This window comes from Pyxidicoccus sp. M15 (assembly GCF_056858435.1).
In genome coordinates this window covers 9,736,462-9,760,714 of sequence record NZ_CM166495.1, presented here as the reverse complement: position 1 = coordinate 9,760,714, position 24,253 = coordinate 9,736,462, and the positions used below count along the sequence as shown (strand labels likewise).

The window sequence follows — 24,253 nt, the reverse complement described above, 5'->3', positions numbered from 1 at the left end:
CTCCAGGACCCGCGCTTGCAAGACGTGTGAAGGGGAAGAGATGAAGCTGACGGATGTCCTCGCAGGATGTGGTGCCGAGCAGACCTCGGGCGGCCGTTCCGCGGTTGACGTCACCGGGGTGACGCAGGACTCGCGGCGCGTGAAGGCGGGGGACCTCTTCGTCGCCATTCCTGGCACGAAGGAGGATGGGGCCCAGTTCATCGGCGAGGCCGTGTCCCGCGGTGCGGTGGCGGTGGTCTCCGAGAAGCCGGTGCCCTCCTCGCAGGTGCCCTTCTTCAAGGTGGGCAACGCGCGCAAGGCCCTGGCCATCATCGCGGCCAACTTCTACGGCCGTCCCGCCGACCAGCTCACGCTGCTCGGTGTCACCGGGACGAACGGGAAGACGACGACGACCTACTTGCTGGAGGCGATGAGCACGGCGGCCTATGCGGCCACCGGTGTCATCGGCACGCTGGGCTACAAGTTCTCCGGAAAGACGGTGGAGAGCGCCAACACCACCCCGGATGCGCTGGAGCTGCACCGCATCTTCCGGGAGATGGTCGACGCGGGGGTGGAGACGGTCATCATGGAGGTGTCCAGCCATGCGCTCGCGCAGGAGCGCGTGCACGGGCTCACCTTCAAGGCGGCGGGCTTCTCCAACCTGAGCCGGGACCACCTCGACTACCACAAGGACATGGAGGACTACTTCCAGGCGAAGCGGAAGCTCTTCGCGGAGAACCTGTCCGCCACCGGCGTGGCCGTGGTCAACGGCGACGACACCTACGCCAGCCGCATCTACAACGAGCTGCGCGGCCAGAAGCGCATGGCGTGGAAGTTCAGCCGCGTGGGCAACGGAGAGGTCTCCGCCGCGGATGTCACCTTCACGCTCCAGGGCATCAAGGGCACCCTGAAGACGCCCGCGGGTGACATCCCCATCAAGAGCAAGCTGCTGGGGCCCCACAACCTGGAGAACATCCTCCTGGCGGCGGGCATCGGCCTGGGCGCGGGCTTCGCCCGGCGCGACGTGCAGGAGGGCATCGAGCGCATGACGCCGGTGGCCGGCCGCATGGAGCGCGTGGAGAACTACGGCCCCGGCGGCGCTCCGGCGGTGCTGGTGGACTACGCGCACACCGACGACGCGCTCAAGCGCGCGCTGGAGGCCGCGCGCTCGCTGGCCAAGGGCCGGGTCATCACGGTCTTCGGCTGCGGCGGGGACCGGGACAAGGGCAAGCGTCCGCTGATGGGCGCGGTGGCGGCGGAGGCCGCGGACCTGGCCATCGTCACCAGCGACAACCCCCGCACCGAGAACCCGGACGACATCATCGGCGAGGTGACGCCGGGCCTGGAGAAGGGCGGCCTGCGCCGCATCTCTGCGGGCAAGGCGAAGTCGGGTGAGAAGGGCTACCTGGTGGACGCGGACCGCCGCGCCGCCATCGAGCTCGCCATCGGCATGGCCAGCGGGGACGACGTCGTCCTCATCGCCGGCAAGGGCCACGAGACGTACCAGCAGGTGGGCACGGAGAAGCACACCTTCGACGACCGCCAGGTGGCGGCGAAGGCGCTGGCCAACCGCACCCCCTAGCTGAAGGCCCGCGAGCGCGGCCCGGCCCGGCCGCGCTCGCACCCACCACACCCCTATGTCAGCCCGATTCAACGACGATGAGGTGGTGCAGGCGACCGGTGCCACCCGGCGCGGGGGCCCGGCCCCGGCCGCCTTCTCCGCGGTCTGCACCGACACGCGCTCGCTCACCCCGGGCTGTCTCTTCGTGGCCCTCGTGGGCGAGCGCTTCGACGCGCACGCCTTCGTGGACGCGGCGGCGAAGGGCGGGGCGGCCGGCGCCGTCGTCGCGCGCGGGCGCCCGCTGCCCTCGCTGCCGGAGGGCTTCCCCCTCTACGAGGTGGAGGACACGCTGATGGCGCTGGGGGCCCTGGGCCGCCACCACCGGCAGCGCTTCCAGATTCCCCTCTGCGCGGTGGGCGGCTCCAACGGGAAGACGACCACCAAGGAGATGGTGGGCGCCATCCTCGCCACGCGCGGGCCGGCCCTGAAGACGGAGGGCAACCTCAACAACGAGGTGGGCGTCCCGCTGACGCTCTTCCGCCTGGAGCCCCAGCACGTGGCGGCCGTCATCGAGGTGGGCATGAACCGCCCCGGTGAGATTGAGCGGCTCACCCGCGTGGTGCGGCCGGACGCCGGTGTCATCACCGTCGTCCAGCCCGAGCACCTGGAGGGGCTGGGCAGCCTCGAAGGCGTGGCCGAGGCGGAAGGGGAGATGTTCCGCGAGCTGGGCCCGGCGTCCACGGTGGTGGTGAACGTGGATGACCCGCTCATCCCGAAGCAGGCCGCGCGCAGCACGGCGAAGAGGCTGACCTTCGGCCGGGCGGAGGGCGCGGACGTGCGGCTTGTGGCCGTGGAGACGCGCGGCCGCGAGGGCATGGTGGCCACGGTGCGCTACTCCGGCCGGGACTGGCCGGTGCGGCTGCACTTCATCGGCCCGCACAACGCGCAGAACGCCACGGCGGCCTTCGCGCTGGCGCTGGCGCTGGGCTACTCGCCGGAGGAGTGCGTGCGCGGCCTGGAGACGGCGCGGCCGTACGCGCGGCGCCTCAACGTGGTGGACGGCAAGGGCGGCGTGACGGTGATTGACGACTGCTACAACGCCAACCCGGCCTCCATGGACGCGGCGCTGGAGACGCTGGGCACGCTGGTGCCCACGGGCGGCCGTCCGGTGGTGGTGCTGGGGGACATGCTGGAGCTGGGCCCGGGCGAGCTGGAAGAGCATGCGCGCCTGGGCGGGCGAGTCCCCGGGTCCGCGAAGCTGGCGGCCTTCTTCGGTCCCCGCTCCGTCAAGGGGTGGGAGGCCGCTTCCATGGGCAATTCCGCTGCCCACTTCACCGAAATCGAGCCGCTGGTGGCCTGGCTGTCGCCCCAGCTGCGCGCGGGTGACGTGGTGCTGGTGAAGGCCAGCCGCGGCATGCGGCTGGAACGGGTGGTGGCGGCGCTGACGGGCGCGCCAGCCCCCGGAGGAACCCACTAGTGCTGTATCTCCTCTACGAGCTCATCCAGAACTCGGAAGCCGGGCGCGTCCTCAACTTCCTGCGCTACCCCACCTTCCGCATCATCGCCGCGGGCGTCTTCGCCCTGCTGCTCGGCATGCTCATCGGCCCCCGGCTCATCGCCCGCCTGCGGCTGAAGCAGCACGGGCAGAGCAACGTGCGCGAGGACACGCCGGACTCACACCAGAAGAAGAAGGGCACGCCCACCATGGGCGGCGCGCTCATCCTCATCTCCATCGCCGCCGGCACGCTGCTGTTCGCGGACCTGGGCAGCCGCGGGGTGTGGGTGATGCTGCTGCTCACCTTCGGCTACGGCTTCATCGGCTTCCTGGACGACTGGCTGAAGCTGTCCAAGCGCAACTCGAAGGGGCTGCCGGGCCGCTACAAGATGGTGCTGCAGACCCTCTTCTTCCTGGTGGCGGTGTTCGGCCTGCTCACCACGTGGACGCAGCCGGACGGCTCCTTCGGGCCCACGCTGCTCATCAACACGAAGCTGACGCTGCCCTTCATCCCCACGCGCTGGTTCAACCCGGACCTGGGCTGGTTCTACGTCGTCTTCGCGTGGCTCGTCATCGTCGGCACCTCCAACGCCGTCAACCTCACGGACGGCCTGGACGGCCTGGCGATTGTCCCCACCATTGTCTCCGCCATCACCTTCGCGGTGCTCTGCTACGTGGCGGGCACCACGCTGAGCATCGCGGACTCGGAGCTGGTGAACGGGGTGCCCAGGCTGGTGGCCACGCCGCTCTACCAGTACCTGGGCATCCTCCAGGTGCCGGGCGGCGCGGAGCTGGCCGTGTTCTGCGCGGCGATTGTGGGCGCGGGCATCTCCTTCCTCTGGTTCAACACCTATCCGGCCTCCGTCTTCATGGGCGACATCGGCTCGCTGGCGCTGGGCGGCGCGCTGGGCGGCCTGGCCGTCCTGTCCAAGAACGAGGTGGTGTCCGCCATCATCCACGGCATCTTCTTCGCGGAGGCGCTGAGCGTGATGATTCAGGTGGCCTCCTTCAAGATGACGGGCAAGCGCGTCTTCAAGATGGCGCCGGTGCACCACCACTTCGAGCTGAAGGGCCTGGCCGAGCCGAAGATCATCGTCCGTTTCTGGATCGTCTCCATCCTCTGTGGTGGCGTGGCGCTCCTGTCGCTCAAGCTCCGCTGAAGCCGCGGCAAAAGGGGCACGGCCATGTCGTTGTCGCTGTCCGGTCAGAAGGTGCTCGTATACGGGCTGGCGAAGAGTGGCGTGGCGGCGCTGCGCCTCCTGCGCCACCACGGTGCCGTCGTCACGGCGCTGGACGCGCGCACCGAGGATGCGCTGGGCGAGGTGGGGCGCGAGGTGAAGGCCCTGGGCGCTTCGCTCGTCACCGGCCCCACGCCTCCGGGCCTGCTCGCATCGCAGGACCTGGTGGTGGTGAGCCCCGGCGTGCCGCTGTCGCTGCCGGAGATTGAAGCAGCGCGCGCCGCGGGCGTGGCGGTGTGGGGCGAGGTGGAGCTGGCCTCGCGCTTCCTCCCCGACGTGCCCCTGTTCGGGATTACGGGCACCAACGGGAAGAGCACCACCACGGCGCTCACCGGTGAGCTGTTCCTGCGCGGCGGCCGGCGCACCTTCGTGGGTGGCAACCTGGGCCGGCCCTTCTCCGAGGCCGCCCTGGCCCCGAAGGACTGGGACGCGCTGGTGGTGGAGCTGTCCAGCTTCCAGCTCGAGGGCATCCGCACCCTGCGCCCGCGCGGCGCCGCCATCCTCAACCTCACGCCGGACCACCTGGACCGGTACGCCACCCACGCCGACTACGGCGCGGCCAAGGCGCGGATTTTCCAGAACCAGCAGGCAACAGACTTCGCGGTGGTCAACGCGGACGACGCGGACGTGCTGGGCCTGGCGCGCGCGGCGAAGGTGCCCGTGTACGGCTTTGGCATGACGGGGCGCCCGGTGGCGGACGCGCCGAAGCTGGCGGGCCAGGCCATCGCGGAGGAGGGCGGCTTCCGGCTGGACTTCCTCGACGAGCGCTACCGGCTCACCAACCGCGCGCTGCGCGGCGCGCACAACGCGCAGAACGCGATGGCGGCAACGCTGCTGGCGCGGCTGGGCGGCGTGCCGGCCGACGCGGTGCAGGCGGGACTGGACGGCTACCCCGGGCTGCCGCACCGCATGGAGAGCGTGCGCGTGCTGGACGGCGTGGAGTGGGTGAACGACTCCAAGGCCACCAACGTGGACTCGGTGCTGGTGGCACTGCGCGCCTTCAAGGGCGACCTGTGGCTGATTGCCGGCGGCAAGGGCAAGGGCGCGCCGTACGCGCCCATGGTGGAGGAGGGGCGGGGCAAGGTGAAGGGCGTGCTCACCATCGGCCACGACGCGGACGTCCTCGCGAAGGCGTACGCGGGCCACGCGCCGGTGCATGCGTGCGGCACGCTGGACGCGGCGGTGAGGAAGGCGCGTGAAGTGGCGAAGGCGGGGGACACGGTGCTCCTGTCGCCCGCGTGCGCGTCGTATGACCAGTTCAAGAACTTCGAGGACCGGGGCGACACGTTCAAGCGCCTCGTCGGGGCGCTGTGACGGACATGAAGACCACTCCTCCCGCGTCCGCCTCCGTGCGGTTCGACCCGTTGCTCCTGTGCGCGGTGCTCGCCCTCGTCACCTTCGGACTGGTGATGGTGTACTCGGCCAGCGCGGTGCTGGCGCAGGACAAGCTGGGTGACAGCCTGTACTTCTTCAAGCGCCAGCTCACCGCGGCCGGCATGGGCGTGGTGGCCATGGCGGTGGCCATGAAGGTGGGCTGGCGCAAGCTGGCGCGCTGGGCCTACCCGCTGCTGCTCATCGCCATCGTCCTGCTGGTGGCGGTGGCCATTCCCGGCATCGGCACCACGGCGGGTGGCGCGCGCCGGTGGATTCGCCTGCCGGGCTTCGGCCTGCAGCCCGCGGAGTTGGCGAAGTTCGCCTGGGTCGTCTACCTGTCCTACTCGCTGGCGAAGAAGCGCGAGAAGGTGGCCACCTTCTCCGTGGGCTTCCTCCCGCACCTGGCCCTGTGCGGCGTGCTCGTCTTCCTGTGCATGCTGCAGCCGGACTTCGGCAGCAGCGTGCTGCTGGTGTTCATGCTCTTCGTGCTGCTCTTCGCGGCCGGGGCGAAGCTGAGCTACCTGGTGGGCTCGGTGCTGCTGGCGCTGCCCCTGGCGTACGTGGCCATCGCGACGAGCCCGTACCGCATGAAGCGCATCCTCGCCTTCCTGGACCCGTGGGCGCACCGGCACGACGTGGGCTACCAGGTGGCCGAGTCGCTGATGTCCATCGGCTCGGGCGGTGTGTCGGGCCTGGGGCTGGGGGACGGGCGGCAGAAGCTCTTCTTCCTGCCGGAGGCGCACACCGACTTCATCTTCTCCATCATCGGTGAGGAGACGGGGCTGATTGGCGTGGGGCTGCTGGTGGCGCTGTACGGGATGGTGCTGTGGCGCGGGGTGCGCGCCAGCCTGGCCGCGGGGGAGACGTTCGGCACGTACCTGGGGCTGGGCATCACCTCCATCATCGCGTTCCAGGCCACGGTGAACATGTGCGTGGCCATGGGGCTGTTGCCCACCAAGGGGCTGACGCTGCCCTTCGTCTCGTACGGTGGAACCTCCCTGGTGGTGCTGATGGGCGCGGCGGGGGTGCTGCTCTCCTTGAGCGCGAATGCCGAGCCGGCGACGCGCGCCACGCGGACGGGCACGGACATGCGGGAGGTGACGGCGTGAAGGTCCTCATCGCGGGCGGCGGCACCGGTGGCCACCTCTTCCCGGGCATCGCCCTGGCGGAAGAGGTGACGACGCGTCACCACGGCAACGAGGTCGTCTTCGTGGGCACCGAGCGGGGCCTCGAGGCGCGCGTGGTGCCGAAGGAGGGCTACCCGCTGGAGCTGGTGAAGGTGCAGGGCCTCAAGGGCAAGAGCCTCATCGCCTTCCTCAAGGCGCTCATCGCCCTGCCGCTGGCCTTCATCGAGTCGTTCCGCATCCTCGCCCGGCAGAAGCCGGACGTGGTGGTGGGCGTGGGCGGCTACGCCAGCGGGCCGGTGGTGCTGGCCGCGTGGCTGATGGGCATCCCCACCGCGATTCAAGAGCAGAACGCGCTGCCGGGGCTCACCAACAAGCTGCTGGGCAAGGTGGTGCGCGTCGTCTTCACCGCCTTCGAGGGCGCGCGCCGCTTCTTCCCGGAGAAGAAGGTGCAGCTCATCGGCAACCCCATCCGCCGCAAGCTGATGGACAACTACCTGCGCAGCCACGTGGCGCACGAGAAGTTCTCCCTGCTCGTCTTCGGCGGCAGCCTGGGCGCGCGCGGCATCAACCAGCGGATGATTGAGGCGCTGGACTCGCTGGGGGACTTGAAGGACGGGCTGCACTTCGTCCACCAGACGGGGAAGAACGACCTGGAGCAGGTGCGCAAGGGCTACGCGGACAAGGGCTTCCAGGCGGACGTGGTGGAGTTCATCGACGACATGTCGAGCGCGTACGCGAAGGCGGACCTCGTCGTCTGTCGTGCCGGGGCCACCACGCTGGCGGAGCTGACGGTCTGCAAGAAGGCCAGCATCCTCATTCCCTTCCCGCACGCCACGGATGACCACCAGGCCGTGAATGCGAAGGCGCTGGTGGAAGCGGGCGCGGCGCTGATGTTCCGCGAGTCGGAGCTCACCGGGGCGAAGCTGGCGGAGGTCATCCGCACCCTGAAGAGCGACCCGGCGAAGCTGAAGAACATGGAGAAGAAGGCGGGGCTGCTGGGCCGCCCGGAGGCCGCCAAGGAGCTGGCGGACGTCTGCGTGGACCTGATGGTGCAAGCGTGGGGCCCCAATGGTAGGGAGCGCGCCCCCACCGAGCCGAAGAAGGCGCCGAGGAGCCACTCGTGACGAAGAACAAGCCCGCCAGCCTCTTCAAGACGCGCCACGCCGCGCAGGTGCACTTCGTGGGCATCGGCGGCATCGGCATGAGCGGCATCGCCGAGGTGCTGCTCAACCTGGGCTACCGGGTGTCCGGCAGCGACTTGAAGGAGAGCGACATCACCCGGCGCCTGACGCGCATGGGGGCCACCATCTTCGAGGGGCACAAGGCGCAGAACCTCGTGCAGGCGGACGTGGTGGTCATCTCCTCCGCGGTGCGCAAGGACAACCCCGAGGTCGTCACCGCGCGGCAGCGGAAGATTCCCGTCATCCCCCGCGCGGAGATGCTCGCGGAGCTGATGCGCCTGAAGTACTCCGTCGCGGTGGCGGGCAGCCACGGCAAGACGACGACGACGTCCATGGTGGCCACCGTGCTGAGCGCCGCGGGGCTGGACCCGACGGCGGTGGTGGGCGGCAAGGTGAACGTGCTCGACTCCAACGCCAAGCTGGGCAAGAGCGAGCTGATGGTGGTGGAGGCCGACGAGAGCGACGGCAGCTTCCTCAAGCTGCACCCGTCCATCTCCATCGTCACCAACATCGACCCGGAGCACATGGACCACTACGGCACGCTGGACACGCTCCAGTCCGCCTTCGTGGAGTTCTGCAACCGGGTGCCCTTCTACGGCCTCAACGTCCTCTGCCTGGACAACCCCAACGTGCAGGCGCTGCTGCCGCGAATCGAGAAGCGCTTCGTCACCTACGGCAGCTCGCACATGGCGGACTACCGGCTGGAGAACATCCAGCTGGACGGCTTCACCACCACCTTCCAGGCCTTCCGCCGGGACGAGCCGCTGGGCGAGTTCCGCGTGCGCATGGTGGGCGCGCACAACGCCTTCAACGCGCTGGCCGTCATCGCCGTGGCGGAGGAGATGGACATCCCGCTGGAGACGGTGCGCGGCGCGCTCGCGGAGTTCGGCGGCGTGCAGCGGCGCTTCACCGTGCGCGGCGAGGCGCAGGGCATCACCGTGGTGGACGACTACGGGCACCACCCCACCGAGGTCATGGCCACGCTGGCCGGCGCGCGCAAGGCCTTTGGCCGGCGCGTGGTGGTGGCCTTCCAGCCGCACCGCTACACGCGCACGCATGACCTGATGAAGGAGTTCTCCACCTCCTTCAACGACGCGGACGTGCTCTTCGTCACCAGCGTCTACGCGGCGGGCGAGGAGCGGATTGCGGGCGCCACCGGCGACGCGCTGGCGGACGCCATCCGCGCGCACGGCCACCGCGACGTCACCTTCGTGGAGAAGCGCACCGAGCTGCCGGCGGCGCTGCTGCCCCGGCTGCGCGAGGGCGACCTGGTGCTCACGCTGGGCGCGGGCGACATCACCCAGGTGGGGCCGGACCTGCTCACCCTGCTGGGCACTTCTTCGCTGTCGAAGGGCTGAGCCGCCATGGTGGAAGCGGGCGTGAGGACGGCGCTGGCGGAGCGCGTGGCGCGGCTGGCCCGTTGCGAGGTGAAGCCGGGCGAGCCCCTGGCTCCGCTCACCAGCGTCCGGGTGGGCGGCGCGGCGGAGGCGCTGGTGCGCCCGCGCTCGCCGGAGGCGCTGGTGGCGCTCTTGAAGCTGGCGCGCGACGAGGGCATCCCCGTCTCCATCCTGGGCGGCGGCGCCAACACGCTGGTGGGCGACGGCGGGGTACCGGGCTTCACGGTGAAGCTGCCCGGAGACCTCTTTCCGGAAGGCGTGGACGTGGCCGGAGAGGAGGGCCGCCTCACGCTGGGCGCGGGCGCGGCCATCGTCCGGCTCATCAACCTCATGCGCGGCAACGCGCTGGTGGGCGCGGAGTTCCTCGCCGGTATTCCTGGCACGCTGGGCGGCGCGGTGGCCATGAATGCCGGCACCAAGAACGGCGAGGCCTTCCGCGCGATTGAGGCGGTGGAGGTGGCCACGGCGGACGGGGTGGGGTGGCTGGAGAAGGCGCGCATTCCGCACGCCTATCGCCACTCGGAGCTGCCGCCGGGCAGTGTGGTGACGCGGGTGCGCTTCCTCCTGCGCAAGGGGGACGTGGGGGCATCCAAGGCGGCCATGGACGCGGACCTGGGCTACCGCAAGCGCACGCAACCGCTGAGCCAGCCCAACTTCGGTAGCGTCTTCACCAACCCGCCGGGCGACCATGCCGGCAGGCTGATTGAATTGGTCGGCCTCAAGGGGCATACGCTGGGCCGCGCGCAGGTCTCCACCCTGCACGCCAACTGGATTGTGAACCTGGGCGGAGCCACCGCCCGTGACGTGCTGGGCCTCGTCACCCTCATGCAGCAGCGGGTGCGCGAGCAGACTGGCGTCGACATGAAACCCGAAGTCAAGCGCGTGGGAGAGTTCCTGCCATGACCCCGAATCGCGGCGCCTTCACGAAGGACGAGCTCAAGACGAAGCGCGTGGGCGTGCTCTTTGGCGGCCTGTCCGCCGAGCGTGAAGTCTCCCTGCGCACCGGCGCCGCCGTGGCCGGGGCCCTGCGCTCGCTGGGCTACGACGTGGTGGAGGTGGACGTCGGCCGTGACCTGCCCGCGCGCCTCGTCGCGGAGAAGGTGGACGTGGCGTGGCTCGCCGTGCACGGCCGCTACGGCGAGGACGGGTGCCTCCAGGGCCTCTTGGAGTCCATGTTCATCCCCTACAGCGGCAGCGGCGTGCTCGCCTCCGCGCTGGGCATGGACAAGGTGTACGCCAAGCAGGTCTTCGTCACGCACGGCATCCCCACGCCGGCGTACCGCGCCTTCAAGGACGCGGAGTCGGCGCTGGCGGCGGCGGACTCGCTGTCCTTCCCCTTCCCCGTGGTGGTGAAGCCCAGCCGCGAGGGCAGCAGCGTGGGCGTTCATATCTGCAAGAAGCGCGAGGACTACGACGCCGCCGTGCGGGACGCGGCGAAGTACGCCGGAACCCTGCTGGTGGAGCAGTTCGTCAAGGGACGCGAAGTGCAGGGTGGCGTGCTGGACGATGAGGCCCTCGGCGTCATCGAGGTGCGCGCCGCGCGCGAGTTCTACGACTACGACGCCAAGTACAAGGCGGGCTCCGGTACTCAGTATCTCTTCCCCGCGCCCCTGCCGCCCGAGCAGTATGCCCGGGTGAACGAGGTGAGCCTGGCCGCGCACAAGGCCCTCGGCTGCAGCGGGGGCTCCCGCTCCGACGTCATCATCACCGACTCGGGAGAAGTGTTCCTGCTGGAGATCAACACGTTGCCTGGCATGACGGCCACCAGCCTCCTGCCCAAGATTGCCGCGGGGCGTGGAATCGACTTCCCGGCCCTGTGTGAGCGCCTCCTCCTGGGCGCCTCCCTCAAGGCCTGAGGCGCGGGCCGCCCGGCCCGAAGCAACTCGGCGCCGGGCTTCGTCGAAAACCCCCGGAAGTCCCTGGCCTCGCACCCGCCGCCAGCGCTACAGCAACGTGCCTGTAGCCAAAAACTGGCGTGGAGATCCATCCGCGCGCAGCATGCGTGCGACCGTCCCGACCCATGGCCTTTGGCAGAGCGCGAAATCGTCGTCGTCAGGATACCGCCCAGCAGAAGGAGGCGGTGAAGGGTGCCGTGCGCTCGCACGGCCCCGGCGTCCTGAAGGTGCTCGCGCTGACCGTGGCCACGGGCCTGCTGGTGTGGGGCGGGGTGGAGCTTCGGCACTGGGCGCTGACGTCGCCCCGCTTCGACCTCGCGGCCGTGTCCTTCTCCGGACTCCAGCGCGCCTCGCGCGTGGAATTGCTGCGGCTGGCGGTGCTGACGAAGGGGCAGAACCTGTGGACGCTGGACGCGGGCGCCCTGGAGCGCGCCATGGCGCAGCACCCCTGGGTGAAGACGGTGGAGGTGACGCGGCGCTTCCCCAACCGCGTGTCGGTGGAGGTGACCGAGCACGTGCCGGTGGCGCTGGCGGTGCTGGGCGAATTGTACGTCCTGGACGAGGACGGTGAGCCCTTCAAGCGGGTGACGCCGGGGGACGGGCTGGATTTGCCGCTCGTCACGGGGTTGGACCGCGAGGGGTACGTGACGGACCCGACAGTGGCGCGCGAGCGCCTGCGCGCGGCGCTGGAGGTGGCGAGCGCCTATTCGCGGCTGTCAACCGACAAGGCCGAGCGCCTGTCCGAGGTTCGCATGGAGGCGCAGAGCGTGGCGCTGGTGACGGCGTCCGGCCAGGAAGTGCGCCTGGGAGAAGGAGATTCCGAGGTCAAGCTGCAACGGCTGGCCCGCGTCCGGCGAGAGCTGGGTGCGAGGGGGCTTGCAGCGGAGATCATTCACCTGGATAACCGTGCCCGACCCGGTTGGGTGGCGGTGAAGCTTTCGAGCCCTGTCTCCGAGAGGAACGGGGTCTCGACGCGGTAAGAGGATGCCCCTTTCACGAGAGTGGGGGGCCTGGGAGGGTTGTCATGGCGAAGCAGAAGTCGGGGGAGATCATCGTCGGCCTCGACATCGGCACGACGAAGATCTGCGCCATCGTCGGAGAGCTGACCGACAGCGGCATCGACATCATCGGCATCGGGACGCACCCGTCGAAGGGGTTGCGCAAGGGCGTGGTGGTCAACATCGAGGCCACGGTGTCCTCCATCCGTCGCGCCGTCGAAGAGGCGGAGCTGATGGCGGGGGCTGAAATCTCCCACGTCTACACGGGCATCGCCGGCGGCCACATCAAGGGCTTCAACTCCCAGGGCATCGTCGCGGTGAAGGACAAGGAGGTCCGCGAGGCGGACATCGCCCGTGTCATCGACGCGGCGAAGGCGGTGGCCATCCCCCTCGACAGGGAGGTCATCCACGTCCTGCCGCAGGAGTTCATCATCGACGACCAGGGCGGCATCAAGGAGCCGCTGGGCATGGCGGGCGTGCGCCTGGAGGCCAAGGTGCACATCGTCACCGGGGCCGTCTCGAGCGCGCAGAACATCGTCAAGTGCGCCAACCGCACGGGGCTGAATGTCTCCGACATCGTCCTGCAGCCGCTGGCCAGCGCGGAGGCGGTGCTGGGCGAGGACGAGAAGGAGCTGGGCGTGTGCCTCGTCGACATCGGCGGCGGCACCACGGACATCGCCATCTTCTCCGGTGGCTCCATCGTCCACACGGCGGTGATTGCGCTGGGCGGCAACAACCTCACCAGCGACATCGCCATCGGCCTGCGCACGCCCGCGCACGAGGCCGAGCGCATCAAGCAGAAGTACGGCTGCGCGCTGGCGTCCCTCATCAACAAGGACGACACGATTGAGGTGCCCAGCGTGGGCGGCCGTCAGCCGCGCGTCCTCGGGCGGCAGATTCTCTGCGAAATCCTGGAGCCGCGCGTGGAGGAGATCTTCCAGCTCGTGCACCGCGAAATCCAGAAGTGCGGCTACGAGGACCTGCTGGCCTCGGGCGTGGTGATTACGGGTGGCTCCACGCTGCTGGCCGGCATGCCGGAGCTGGCGGAGGAAGTCCTCGGGCTGCCGGTGCGCCGCGGCATGCCGCGCGGCATCGGCGGGCTGGTGGACGTGGTGAAGAGCCCCATGTACGCCACGGGCGTGGGCCTGGTCGTCTACGGTGCCAAGCACCTGGACCGGCGCATGTTCCGCATCCGCGAGGAGAACGTGTACAAGAAGGTGAAGGGCCGCATGCGCGAGTGGCTCGAGGAAATCTTCTGACGGGCTGAGTCAGCACGCCCGCCGCATTCGAAGGGGCTCTCCGGAAGGGGGGCCCCTTCTGCATTCTGGCCTGGTGCGTCATGTCCGGTCGGCGTCCGGCGTGGACGCGTCAGGACCCCCTCCCGCGTCCGGTGCTGACGCGTCAGGCGCCCCTTCCGGCGCGTCCTGTTGGGACGCAAAGCTGTCTGGTTTCCAGAATCCGGATCCGTGATTCGGATTGCCCCCTGGGAGGGCGGGGTGGTGAGTCCCAGAAGCCCTTGGAACTGCGACGGTTGGGAACTGGACGGGGGATGGCTTCGGGATTGCTATGTGCGGCCGTTGCCGCCGGGACCCCATCCCACCTCGCGCGGCCCCGCCCTCATGAACGACAACACCCACACCTTCACTCCGCTGACGCTGGCGCGACGCCTCCGTGCTCGCCTGCCTGCCGCTGGCCTGCTGGCGCTGCTGTGCGCCGTGTTGGTGGCTCCCGCCGCCCAGGCCGAGCCCGACACCTTCCAGCTGGGCAACGCCCAGGATGGCGCGCTCACCGTCAACGCCCCCAACACCGTCATCAACGTCTATACGCGCGTGTCGGCGGCGGTTCCGGCGAACCAGAACTTCGTCACCGTGGCTTCCACGACGGGCTTCGCGGTGGGCGACCTGGTGCTGGTGTACCAGGGCACGGGCTTCACCGGGACGCCGACGTCGGGAGGCCAGGCGGCCCTCGACCTGACGGGGAACGCGGTGGGCCGGTGGCAGTTCGGGCGCGTGAGCGCGCTGACCGCCACCCGGCTGACCTTCTCCGCGCCTCTCACGGTGAGCTTCGCGTCCCCCGGGACGCAGGCCATCAAGGTGCCCGAGTACTCCACCGTGACGGTGGGTGCCGCGGGCAGCATCGTCGCTCAGCCCTGGGATGGCACGACGGGTGGCGTGGTCATCTTCCTGGCGACGGGCGCGGTGAGCAACGCGGGCACCATCTCCGCGAGCGGACTGGGATTCCGCGGCGGCCAGTACCTCAACGGCAGTGGTGACGGGTGCACCGGCATCGACCAGGCGTATCCGGGCGGCTCGTCGAAGGGCGAGGGCATCGTGCCGGCGCGCTACTCCGTTGCGTTCCCTCCGGCGTCGGGCTCGACGGGCTACGGCAACATCTTCAATGGTGGTGGCGGTGGTATCTGCCACAACTCGGGTGGTGGCGGCGGCAGCAGCCATGGCGTGGGTGGCAAGGGGGGGCGCACGTGGAGTGGCGACGACCCGCCCTCACGTGACGTGGGCGGTCGCGGCGGCGCGCAGATGCTCTTCACCCCGCAGGACCACCTGCTCTTCGGCGGTGGTGGCGGCGCGGGCCACAGCAATGACGACCTGGGTGGCGCGGGGAGCGCCGGTGGCGGCATCGTGTTCATCCGCGCGGCGTCGCTGACGGGGGCGGGAACGATTTCGGCGAACGGCGTGGCGGGGTTGAACGCGCAGGCCGAGGGCAACGACGCGGCGGGCGGCGGCGGCGCGGGCGGTACGCTGTACCTGCGCTTCACGGGGACCTTCACGTGCGGCGCCAACCAGGTGACGGCGCGCGGCGGCGCCGGTGGCAGCACGATTTTCGACCAGCACGGCACGGGTGGTGGTGGCGGTGGTGGCCGTGGCCTGATTCAGGGTGGCACGGTGGGCTGCACGCCCTCCGTCACGGGTGGCGCGGCGGGTACGCAGCCGACGGCTGGCGCTCCCGACGGTCTCACCTATGGAGCCATTCCCGGCAGCGTCGGCCTCGTCACCACCCTGGCGGGTGCCTTCCCTGCGGCTCCGGCCGCGCCCGTGATGGTGACGCCGGCCAACGGCTCCACCACCGGCTTCCGCCCGCCCATGAGCGGCACGGCTCCGGCGAACTCGACGGTGGTCATCATCGTTGATGGCGTGGAGTACGCCCGCGTGACGGCGGATGCCGCTGGCAACTTCACGTACACCCCGCCGGCCGACCTGACGACCGGCGCGCACACCATCAGTGCCGTGGCCGAGGTGCAGGGAGTTGCCAGCCCTCGGAGCAACACCAACACCTTCACGGTGGCGACGGACACCACGCCGCCGGACACGACGATTGTCTCCGGCCCGCCCGTGGTGACGAACTCCACCACGGCCACGTTCGACTTCAGCTCCAACGAGAGCCCGGTGACTTACGAGTGCTCGCTGGACGGCGCGGCCTTCGTGGCCTGCACCGACCCGCGCACCTTCACCGGACTGGCTGCCGGCAACCACACGCTGGCGGTGCGCGCGCGTGACGCTGCGGGCAACGTGGACGCCTCGCCCGCCACCTACGCGTGGACCATCGACACCACGCTTCCGGATACCACCATCGTGAGCGGCCCGGCGGCGGTGACGAATTCCACGTCGGCCACCTTCGACTTCAGCTCCAACGAGAGCCCGGTGACGTACCAGTGCTCGCTGGACGGCACGGCCTTCGCGGCCTGCACCGACCCGCGCACCTTCACGGGCCTGGCGGAAGGCGCTCACACGCTGGCGGTGCGCGCGGTGGATGCGGCCGGCAACATGGACGCCTCGCCGGCTACCTATGCGTGGACCGTCGACCTCACCCCTCCGGACACCACCATCGTGAGCGGCCCGGCGGCGGTGACGAGCTCCACCAGCGCCACGTTCGACTTCAGCTCGCCCGACAGCCCTGTGACGTACGAGTGCTCGCTGGATGGCACGGCCTTCGCGGCCTGCACCGACCCGGTCACCTTCACGGGCCTGGCGCAGGGCAACCACACCCTGGCGGTGCGCGCCCGTGATGCGGCCGGCAACGTGGACCCGACTCCGGCGACGTACGCCTGGGCGGTGGACACCTCTGCTCCGGACACGACGATTGTCTCCGGCCCGGCGGCGGTGACGAATTCCACGTCGGCCACCTTCGACTTCAGCTCCAACGAGAGCCCGGTGACGTACCAGTGCTCGTTGGACGGCGCGGCCTTCGTGGCCTGCACCGACCCGCGCACCTTCACGGGCCTCGCGCAGGGCAACCACACGCTGGCGGTGCGCGCGGTGGATGCGGCCGGCAACGTGGACGGCACGCCCGCGACCTACGCCTGGACGGTGGACACCACGCCGCCGGACACCACCATCGTGAGTGGCCCGGCGTCGACGACGAACTCCACCAGCGCCACGTTCGACTTCAGCTCGCCGGACGCGACCGCCACCTTCGAGTGCTCGCTGGACGGCGCGGCCTTCGTGGCCTGCACCGACCCGCGCACCTTCACCGGCCTGGCCGAGGGCAATCACACCCTGGCGGTGCGCGCGCGTGACCCCGCGGGCAACGTGGACCCGACGCCGGCCACCTACGCGTGGACCGTCGACACCACGCCCCCGGACACCGTCATCGATAGCGGCCCGTCGGGGCTGACGGCTTCCACGTCCGCCACCTTCGACTTCAGCTCGCCTTCCAGCCCCGTCACCTACGAGTGCTCGCTGGACGGCGCGGCCTTCGCGGCCTGCACCGACCCGGTGACCTTCACGAGCCTCGCGCAGGGCAACCACACGCTGGCGGTGCGCGCCCGTGATGCGGCCGGCAACCTGGACCCCTCGCCCGCCACCCGCTCGTGGACGGTCGACACGGTGGCTCCGGACACCACCTTCACCAGCACGCCGCCCCTGCTTACGAACTCGGCGGTGGCCAACTTCGACTTCAGCTCCAACGAGAGCCCCGTCACCTACGAGTGCCGTCTGGACGGCGCGGTGCTCTTCACCCCGTGCGCGGACCCGCAGAGCTTCCCGGGCCTGTCGAACGGCAGCCACACGCTCGAGGTTCGCGCGGTGGACAGCGCCGGCAACCCGGACCCGACGCCGGCCACGTACACGTGGACCGTCGACACCACGCCTCCGGACACCATCATCGTGAGCGGCCCGGCGGCGGTGACGAATTCCACGTCGGCCACCTTCGACTTCAACTCGCCTGACAGCCCGGTGACGTACCAGTGCTCGCTGGACGGCGCGGCCTTCGTGGCTTGCACCGACCCGCGCACCTTCACGGGGCTGGCGCAGGGCAACCACACGCTGGCGGTGCGCGCGGTGGATGCGGCCGGCAACGTGGACGGCACGCCCGCGACCTACGCCTGGACGGTGGACACCTCCGCCCCGGACACCACCATCGTGAGTGGCCCGGCGGCGGTGACGAACTCCACCAGCGCGACGTTCGACCTCACCTCGAACGAGAGCCCGGTGACGTACGAGTGCTCGCTGGACGGCGCGGCCTTCGCGGCCTGCGCCGACCCGGTGACCTTCACGGGCCTGGCGCAGGGCAACCACACGCTGGCGGTCCGTGCACGTGACACCGCTGGCAACGTGGACCCGAGCCCGGCGACCTATGCCTGGACGGTGGACACCAGCGCTCCGGACACGACGATTGTCACCGGCCCGCCCGCGCTGACGAACAGCAGCAGCGCGACGTTCGACTTCAGCTCCAACGAGAGCCCGGTGACGTACCAGTGCTCGCTGGACGGCGCGGCCTTCGTGGCCTGCACCGACCCGCGCACCTTCACGGGCCTGGCGGACGGCAACCACACGCTGGCGGTGCGCGCGGTGGATGCGGCCGGCAACGTGGACGGCACGCCCGCGACCTACGCCTGGACGGTGGACACCTCCGCCCCGGACACCACCATCGTGAGTGGCCCGGCGGCGGTGACGAACTCCACCAGCGCGACGTTCGACCTCACCTCGAACGAGAGCCCGGTGACGTACGAGTGCTCGCTGGACGGCGCGGCCTTCGCGGCCTGCACCGACCCGGTCACCTTCATGGGCCTGGCGGAAGGCGCTCACACGCTGGCGGTGCGCGCGGTGGATGCGGCCGGCAACGTGGACCCCACGCCCGCGACCTACAACTGGACGGTGGACACCTCCGCCCCCGCCATCCCGGTGGTGACGGCTCCGGCCGACGGTACGACGGTGCCGACGCAGCAGCCGACCTTCGCGGGCACGGCCGAGCCGGGCACGACGGTGACGGTGATTGTGGACGGCGTGGTGCTGGGCACCGCGCCGGTGAATGCCTCGGGCGAGTGGACGTTCCCCAGCCCGGTGGCGCTGGAGCAGGGCCCGCACACGGTGGTCGCCACGTCCACGGACGCGGCGGGCAACGTCAGCGAGCCGAGCGCGCCTTCCACGTTCTACGTGGACACGGTGCGGCCGGATGCGCCGGAAATCGACCGTCCCGCCGACGGCGCGACGGTGGCCACGCGGCGTCCCACGTACGAGGGCACGGCCGAGCCGGGCGCCCTGGTGACGGTGACGGTGGACGGCGTCGTGCTGGGCACGGTCACCGCCGATGTGGACGGCAACTGGAGCATCGTGGAGGACGGGGACCTGGCCGACGGCCCGCACACGGTGGATGCCACGGCGACGGATGCCGCGGGCAACATCAGCGAGGCGACGGAGCATGACTTCTTCGTCGACACCTCGGCCCCGGACACCCTCATCGTCTCCGGCCCGAACCCGAGCACCAACGCGACGACGGCCACCTTCGACTTCGACCAGATCAACGGCGGCGTGCGCTACGAGTGCAGCCTGGACGGCGCGGCCTTCGTGGCCTGCACGGACCCGGTGACCTTCACGGGCCTGGCGGTGGGCAACCACACGCTGGCGGTGCGCGCGGTCAACGCACTCGGCACGGCGGACCCGGAGCCGGCCACCTACGCGTGGACGGTGGACCTGACGGCGCCGACGCTGCCGACCATCGACTCGCCGGCCAATGGCGAGACGGTGGGCACCGCGACGCCCACCATCACCGGCACCGGTGAGCCGGGCAGCAGCATCTACCTGGACCTGGACGGCGCCACCTATGGCCCCATCCCGGTGGATGGCTCGGGCAACTGGACCTTCACGGTGCCCGTGGCGCTGGCCGAGGGCCCGTACACGGTGTCCGCCACCAGCGTGGACGCCGCCGGCAACAGCGCCGGCCCGGTGACGAGCACCTTCATCGTCGACCTGACGGCCCCGGACACGGTCATCGTTTCCGGCCCGCCGGCCCTCACCCGTGAGACGTCCGCCACCTTCGACTTCGACCAGACGGGCGGTGGTGTCTCCTACGAGTGCAGCCTGGACGGCGCGTCCTACGTGCCGTGCACGGACCCGGTGACGTTCTCCGGCCTCGCGGACGGCGAGCACGTGCTGCTGGTGCGCGCGGTGGACGCGGTGGGCAACGTGGACCTCTCTCCGGCGGAGCACCGCTGGACGGTGGACACCTCGGAGCCCGACACGCTCATCGACTCCGGTCCGGCCGACCCGACGAACGCGACCTCGGCGACCTTCGAGTTCTCGGCCTCCGAGCCGGACTCCACCTACGAGTGCAACGTGGACGGCGCGGGCTTCGTGCCGTGCACGGACCCGGTGACGTTCAACGGCTTCGCGGAGGGTGAGCACACGCTGCAGGTGCGCGCGGTGGACGCGGCGGGCAACGTGGACCCGACGCCCGCCGAGTACACCTGGACGGTGGACCTCACGGCCCCGGCCGTTCCGGTCATCGTCACGCCGGCCAACGGCGCGGTGCTGCCCAATGGCAATGTCACCATCACCGGCACGGCGGAGGGCGCCACGTCGGTGACGCTGACGCTGGACGGGACGACCTACGGCCCCATCCCGGTGGATGGCGCGGGCAACTGGACCTTCTCGCCTCCGGTGACGCTGGCGGACGGCCCGTACACCGTCACGGTGGTGGCGGTGGATGACGTGGGCAACACCAGCGGCCCGGCGACCTCCACCTTCCGGGTGGACACGGGCCTGCCGGATACGGCCATCGACAGCGGCCCCCCGGCGGTGACGAGCGCGACGACGGCGAACTTCGTCTTCTCCTCCGACGAGGCCCCGGTGACGTTCGAGTGCAGCCTGGACGGCGCGGCCTTCACCGCGTGCCCGGCCGAGGCGAGCTTCGGCCCGCTGGCCGACGGGGACCACACCCTGGCGGTGCGCGCGGTGGACTCGGCTGGCAACGTGGACCCGACGCCGGCCACGCACGCGTGGACGGTGGATACACAGGCGCCGGTGGTGACGCTCTCCACGCCCGCCAACGGCGCGGTCCTCCCGACGCCGCAGGTGACGTACACGGGCACCACGGACCCGGGCGCCACGGTGACGGTGGTGGTGGACGGCGTGGAAGTGGGCACGGTGACGGCGGATGGCGCTGGCAACTGGACGCTGCCGGTGGGCACGGAGCTGGCCGATGGGCCTCACACCGTCACCGTCACGGCCACGGACCCGGCGGGCAACACCAGCACGCCGGTGACGCACACCTTCACGGTGGACGCGCTGCCGCCCGACACGAGCTTCACCGCCACGCCTCCCGCGCTCACCAACAGCACCACGGCCAACTTCGAGTTCACCTCGGATGAGTCGCCGGTGACGTTCGAGTGCAGCCTGGACGGCGCGGCCTTCACGACTTGCACCACGCCGCTCGAGCTGAGCGACGTGGCGGAGGGTGAGCACACCCTGGCGGTGCGCGCGCGGGACACGGACGGCAACGTGGACCCGACGCCGGCCACCTACACCTGGACGGTGGACCGCACCGCGCCGGACACGCTCATCGTCAGCGGCCCGCCGATGACGGACGCGCCGAGCACGGCCACCTTCGACCTCGACCAGACGGGCGGCGGTGTGTCGTACGAGTGCAGCCTGGACGGCGCGGCCTTCGTGGCGTGCCCGGACCCGGTGACCTTCACCAGCCTGGCCGCGGGCCCGCACACCCTGGCGGTGCGCGCGGTGGATGCGGCTGGCAACGTGGACGCGACGCCGGCCACCTACAACTGGTCGGTCAGCGTCGACACGGACGGCGACGGCCTCACGGACGCCGAGGAGGGGACGCTCGGCACGGACCCGAACGACCCCGACACGGACGACGACGGCCTGACGGATGGCACCGAGGTCAACGTCGGCGAGACGGACCCGCGCGACGACGACTCGGATGACGACGGCGTGATGGACGGCACGGAGGACGCCGACCACGACGGCATCGTGGACGAGAACGAGACCGACCCGAACGAGGCGGACACGGACGGCGACGGCCTGACGGACGGCCTGGAGCTGGGCCTGACCGAGCCCGAGGGCGACGACACCGACCCGGCGAACTTCACGCCGGACGCGGACCCGACCACCACGACGAACCCGCTCAACGTCGACACCGACGGTGGCAGCGTGCACGACGGGGTGGAGGACGCCAACCACAACGGCCGCGTGGACGCGGGCGAGACGGATCCGCTCGTGGCCGCCGACGACAAGGACTCGGACGGTGACGGCGTGGACGACACCACCGAAATCGAGCTGGGCACCGACCCGCGCGACGCGGACACGGACGACGACGGCGTGCAGGACGGCGCCGACGGCCTCACCGACACCGACGGCGACGGCATCATCGACGCCCTCGACCAGGACAGCGACAACGACGGCCTGCTCGACGGCACGGAGCGGGGCGTGACGCGGGAGAACGCTCCGGTGGGCACGAACACCTCTTCGCCCAACTTCGTCCCGGACGCGGACCCGAGCACCACCACCGACCCGAAGAAGGCGGACACGGACGGCGACGGGCTGACCGATGGGGCGGAGGACGCGGATTCCAACGGCGCCGTGAGCTCCACCGAGACCGACCCGAACAAGGCGGACACGGATGGCGACAGCCTGAACGACGGCCTCGAGGTGCAGGGCCGCAACTCGACCGACCCGCTCAACCCCGACACCGACGGGGACGGGCTGAAGGACGGGGTGGAGGACGCCAACCACAACGGCTCCTTCGACAATGGCGAGACGGACCCGAGGGACCAGGACACGGACCAGGGCGGTGCCAGCGACGGTGAGGAAGTCACCGCGGGTGGCGACCCGCTGGACGGCAACGACGACTTCGTGGTCGTGGGCCGTGGCTGCAGCACGGGCGGGGCGGGCACCTTCGCTCCGCTGGCGCTGCTCCTCCTCGCGCTGCCCATGCTGGGCCGCCTGCGCCGCGCGGGCCGGCGTCCCGCGCGGGCGCTGGTGGCCGGTGCCGCCGGGGGCCTTGCCCTCACCGGCGCGCTGGTGGCCCCGACGGCCCAGGCGCAGGTGACGGCGCCCACGGCGTCGCAGGCCATCGACGTGCAGCAGTACAAGCCGGGCCCGGGCGCCGGGGACATCCTCGGCGTGCACAGCGCCCGCGTGCAGCGGCACCTGGGTTGGAACGTGGGCCTGTCCCTCAACTACGCGGACAAGCCGCTCAACTTCTTCGACCCGCGGCAGGACCGGTTCATCACCGCGCTGGTGAAGAGCCAGGTGGGGCTGGACCTGATGGGCGCGGTGGGCCTGTTCGACCGCCTCGAGGTGGGCGTGGTGCTGCCGGTGACGCTGCAGGACTCGGAGGCGGCGCCGCAGGTGGACCCGAGCTTCTCGCAGGGCGTGGGCTCGGGTGGCATCGGTGACCTGCGCGTGGTCCCCAAGGCGCGGCTGGTGGACGGTGAGTCCTTCGGCCTCGCGCTGGCGGTGCCGGTGGTGCTGCCCACGGGCGGCGGCTCGGACTTCCTCGGCGGCTCGGGCGTCGGCGTGCAGCCGCGCCTGGTGGCCGAGTACGGACAGCGGCTGCGCCTCGCCGCGAACCTGGGCATCGACATCCGCAAGCAGCAGCAGCTTCGCAACCTGACCACCGGCAACGCGTTCGCCTTCGGCGTGGGCGCGGAGCTGCCCTTCACCCTGGGCGAGCTGCCGCTGGCCGCCGAGGCCACGGTGGTGGGCGCGCTGGGCTTCGAGGAGCAGGACACGGAGGAGCGTCCGCTGGAGCTGCTGGCGGCGCTGAAGTACCGCTCGCTGGGGGGCCTGTCCGCGCACGTGGGTGCCGGTCCGGGCCTCACCCGCGGCTACGGCACGCCGGGCTTTCGCGTGCTCGCGGGCCTGAGCTACAGCCCGCCGCCCTCGAAGGAGCCGAAGCCCATCGTCACGCCCGCGCCGGTGGACACCGACGGCGACGGCCTGATGGACCCGCAGGACCGCTGCCCCGTCGAGCCCGAGGACAAGGACGGCTTCGAGGACGCGGACGGCTGCCCGGACCCGGACAACGACCAGGACGGCATCGTCGACGGCTCCGACAAGTGCATCAACGACCCGGAGACGAAGAACGGCCACGAGGACGCGGACGGCTGCCCGGACGAGGTGCCCGCGCCGGTGGACACCGACGGTGACGGCCTCATGGACCCGAACGACGCGTGCCCCTCGCAGGCCGAGGACAAGGACGGCTTCGAGGACGCGGACGGCTGCCCGGACCCGGACAACGACAAGGACGGCATCGCCGACGTCACGGACAAGTGCGTCAACGAGCCCGAGGTCATCAACGGCGTGCAGGACGACGACGGCTGCCCGGACAAGGGCAAGGTGAAGGTGCTCGTCGACGGCGAGCGCATCCTCATCCTGGAGAAGGTCTACTTCGCCACGAGCAAGGACGTCATCCTCGCGCGCTCCTTCCCGCTGCTGAAGCAGGTGGCCGCGGTGCTGCGCGCCAACCCGCAGGTGGAGCTGCTCCGCATCGAGGGCCACACGGACGACCAGGGCAACGACGCGAAGAACCTCGACCTGTCCAGGCGCCGCGCCAACAACGTGCGCAAGTTCCTGGTGAACGAGGGCATCCTCCCCATCCGCCTGGAGGCCGAGGGCTACGGCGAGACGAAGCCGGTGGACACCAACAAGACGGCGGCGGGCCGCGAGAACAACCGCCGCGTCGAGTTCACCATCCTCCGCGTGGGCAAGGTCGAAGTGGAGCGCGAGGCCCAGTAGGCCGCGGGCCCTGAAGAA

12 protein-coding genes are annotated in these 24,253 nt (G+C 70.7%); all 12 read left to right on the top strand.

Annotated elements, in window-relative coordinates:
* Window positions 1–40: 40 nt before the first annotated feature.
* Window positions 41–1,561, top strand: a complete 1,521-nt coding sequence (locus ACX9TP_RS36035) for a UDP-N-acetylmuramoyl-L-alanyl-D-glutamate--2,6-diaminopimelate ligase (RefSeq protein WP_482975185.1) — start codon at window positions 41–43, stop codon at window positions 1,559–1,561.
* A gap of 55 nt (window positions 1,562–1,616) precedes the next feature.
* Window positions 1,617–3,017: a UDP-N-acetylmuramoyl-tripeptide--D-alanyl-D-alanine ligase gene (locus tag ACX9TP_RS36030; protein WP_482975184.1), complete on the top strand. Its 1,401-nt coding sequence runs from the start codon at window positions 1,617–1,619 to the stop codon at window positions 3,015–3,017.
* On the top strand, window positions 3,017–4,195 hold the full coding sequence (gene mraY / locus ACX9TP_RS36025; protein WP_482975183.1) for a phospho-N-acetylmuramoyl-pentapeptide-transferase: 1,179 nt from the start codon (window positions 3,017–3,019) through the stop codon (window positions 4,193–4,195). Before ACX9TP_RS36030 ends, mraY begins: the two co-directional genes overlap by 1 nt.
* Window positions 4,196–4,219: 24 nt before the next feature.
* Complete coding sequence (gene murD / locus ACX9TP_RS36020; protein WP_482975182.1) at window positions 4,220–5,587, top strand: UDP-N-acetylmuramoyl-L-alanine--D-glutamate ligase; 1,368 nt, start codon at window positions 4,220–4,222, stop codon at window positions 5,585–5,587.
* A 5-nt stretch (window positions 5,588–5,592) separates the two neighbouring features.
* Window positions 5,593–6,756, top strand: coding sequence for a putative lipid II flippase FtsW (gene ftsW / locus ACX9TP_RS36015; protein WP_482975181.1), 1,164 nt, complete (start codon window positions 5,593–5,595; stop codon window positions 6,754–6,756).
* Complete coding sequence (gene murG / locus ACX9TP_RS36010; RefSeq protein ID WP_482975180.1) at window positions 6,753–7,898, top strand: undecaprenyldiphospho-muramoylpentapeptide beta-N-acetylglucosaminyltransferase; 1,146 nt, start codon at window positions 6,753–6,755, stop codon at window positions 7,896–7,898. The genes ftsW and murG overlap by 4 nt, the downstream gene beginning before the upstream one ends.
* Window positions 7,895–9,313 (top strand): UDP-N-acetylmuramate--L-alanine ligase, encoded by a 1,419-nt coding sequence (gene murC / locus ACX9TP_RS36005; RefSeq protein ID WP_482975179.1) that lies wholly within the window; start codon window positions 7,895–7,897, stop codon window positions 9,311–9,313. The genes murG and murC overlap by 4 nt, the downstream gene beginning before the upstream one ends.
* Window positions 9,314–9,319: 6 nt before the next feature.
* Window positions 9,320–10,255, top strand: a complete 936-nt coding sequence (murB, locus tag ACX9TP_RS36000; RefSeq protein ID WP_482975178.1) for a UDP-N-acetylmuramate dehydrogenase — start codon at window positions 9,320–9,322, stop codon at window positions 10,253–10,255.
* The gene (locus ACX9TP_RS35995) at window positions 10,252–11,208 is read left to right on the top strand and encodes a D-alanine--D-alanine ligase (protein ID WP_482975177.1); all 957 of its coding nucleotides are present in this window, start codon (window positions 10,252–10,254) and stop codon (window positions 11,206–11,208) included. Before murB ends, ACX9TP_RS35995 begins: the two co-directional genes overlap by 4 nt.
* A 164-nt stretch (window positions 11,209–11,372) precedes the next feature.
* Entirely contained in the window at window positions 11,373–12,227 is an 855-nt protein-coding gene (locus ACX9TP_RS35990; protein WP_482975176.1) for a cell division protein FtsQ/DivIB, read from the top strand.
* Between the two features lie 44 nt (window positions 12,228–12,271).
* On the top strand, window positions 12,272–13,504 hold the full coding sequence (gene ftsA / locus ACX9TP_RS35985) for a cell division protein FtsA (RefSeq protein ID WP_163995185.1): 1,233 nt from the start codon (window positions 12,272–12,274) through the stop codon (window positions 13,502–13,504).
* 360 nt (window positions 13,505–13,864) lie between these two features.
* The gene (agmC, locus tag ACX9TP_RS35980) at window positions 13,865–24,235 is read left to right on the top strand and encodes an adventurous gliding motility protein AgmC (protein WP_482975175.1); all 10,371 of its coding nucleotides are present in this window, start codon (window positions 13,865–13,867) and stop codon (window positions 24,233–24,235) included.
* Window positions 24,236–24,253 lie beyond the last annotated feature (18 nt).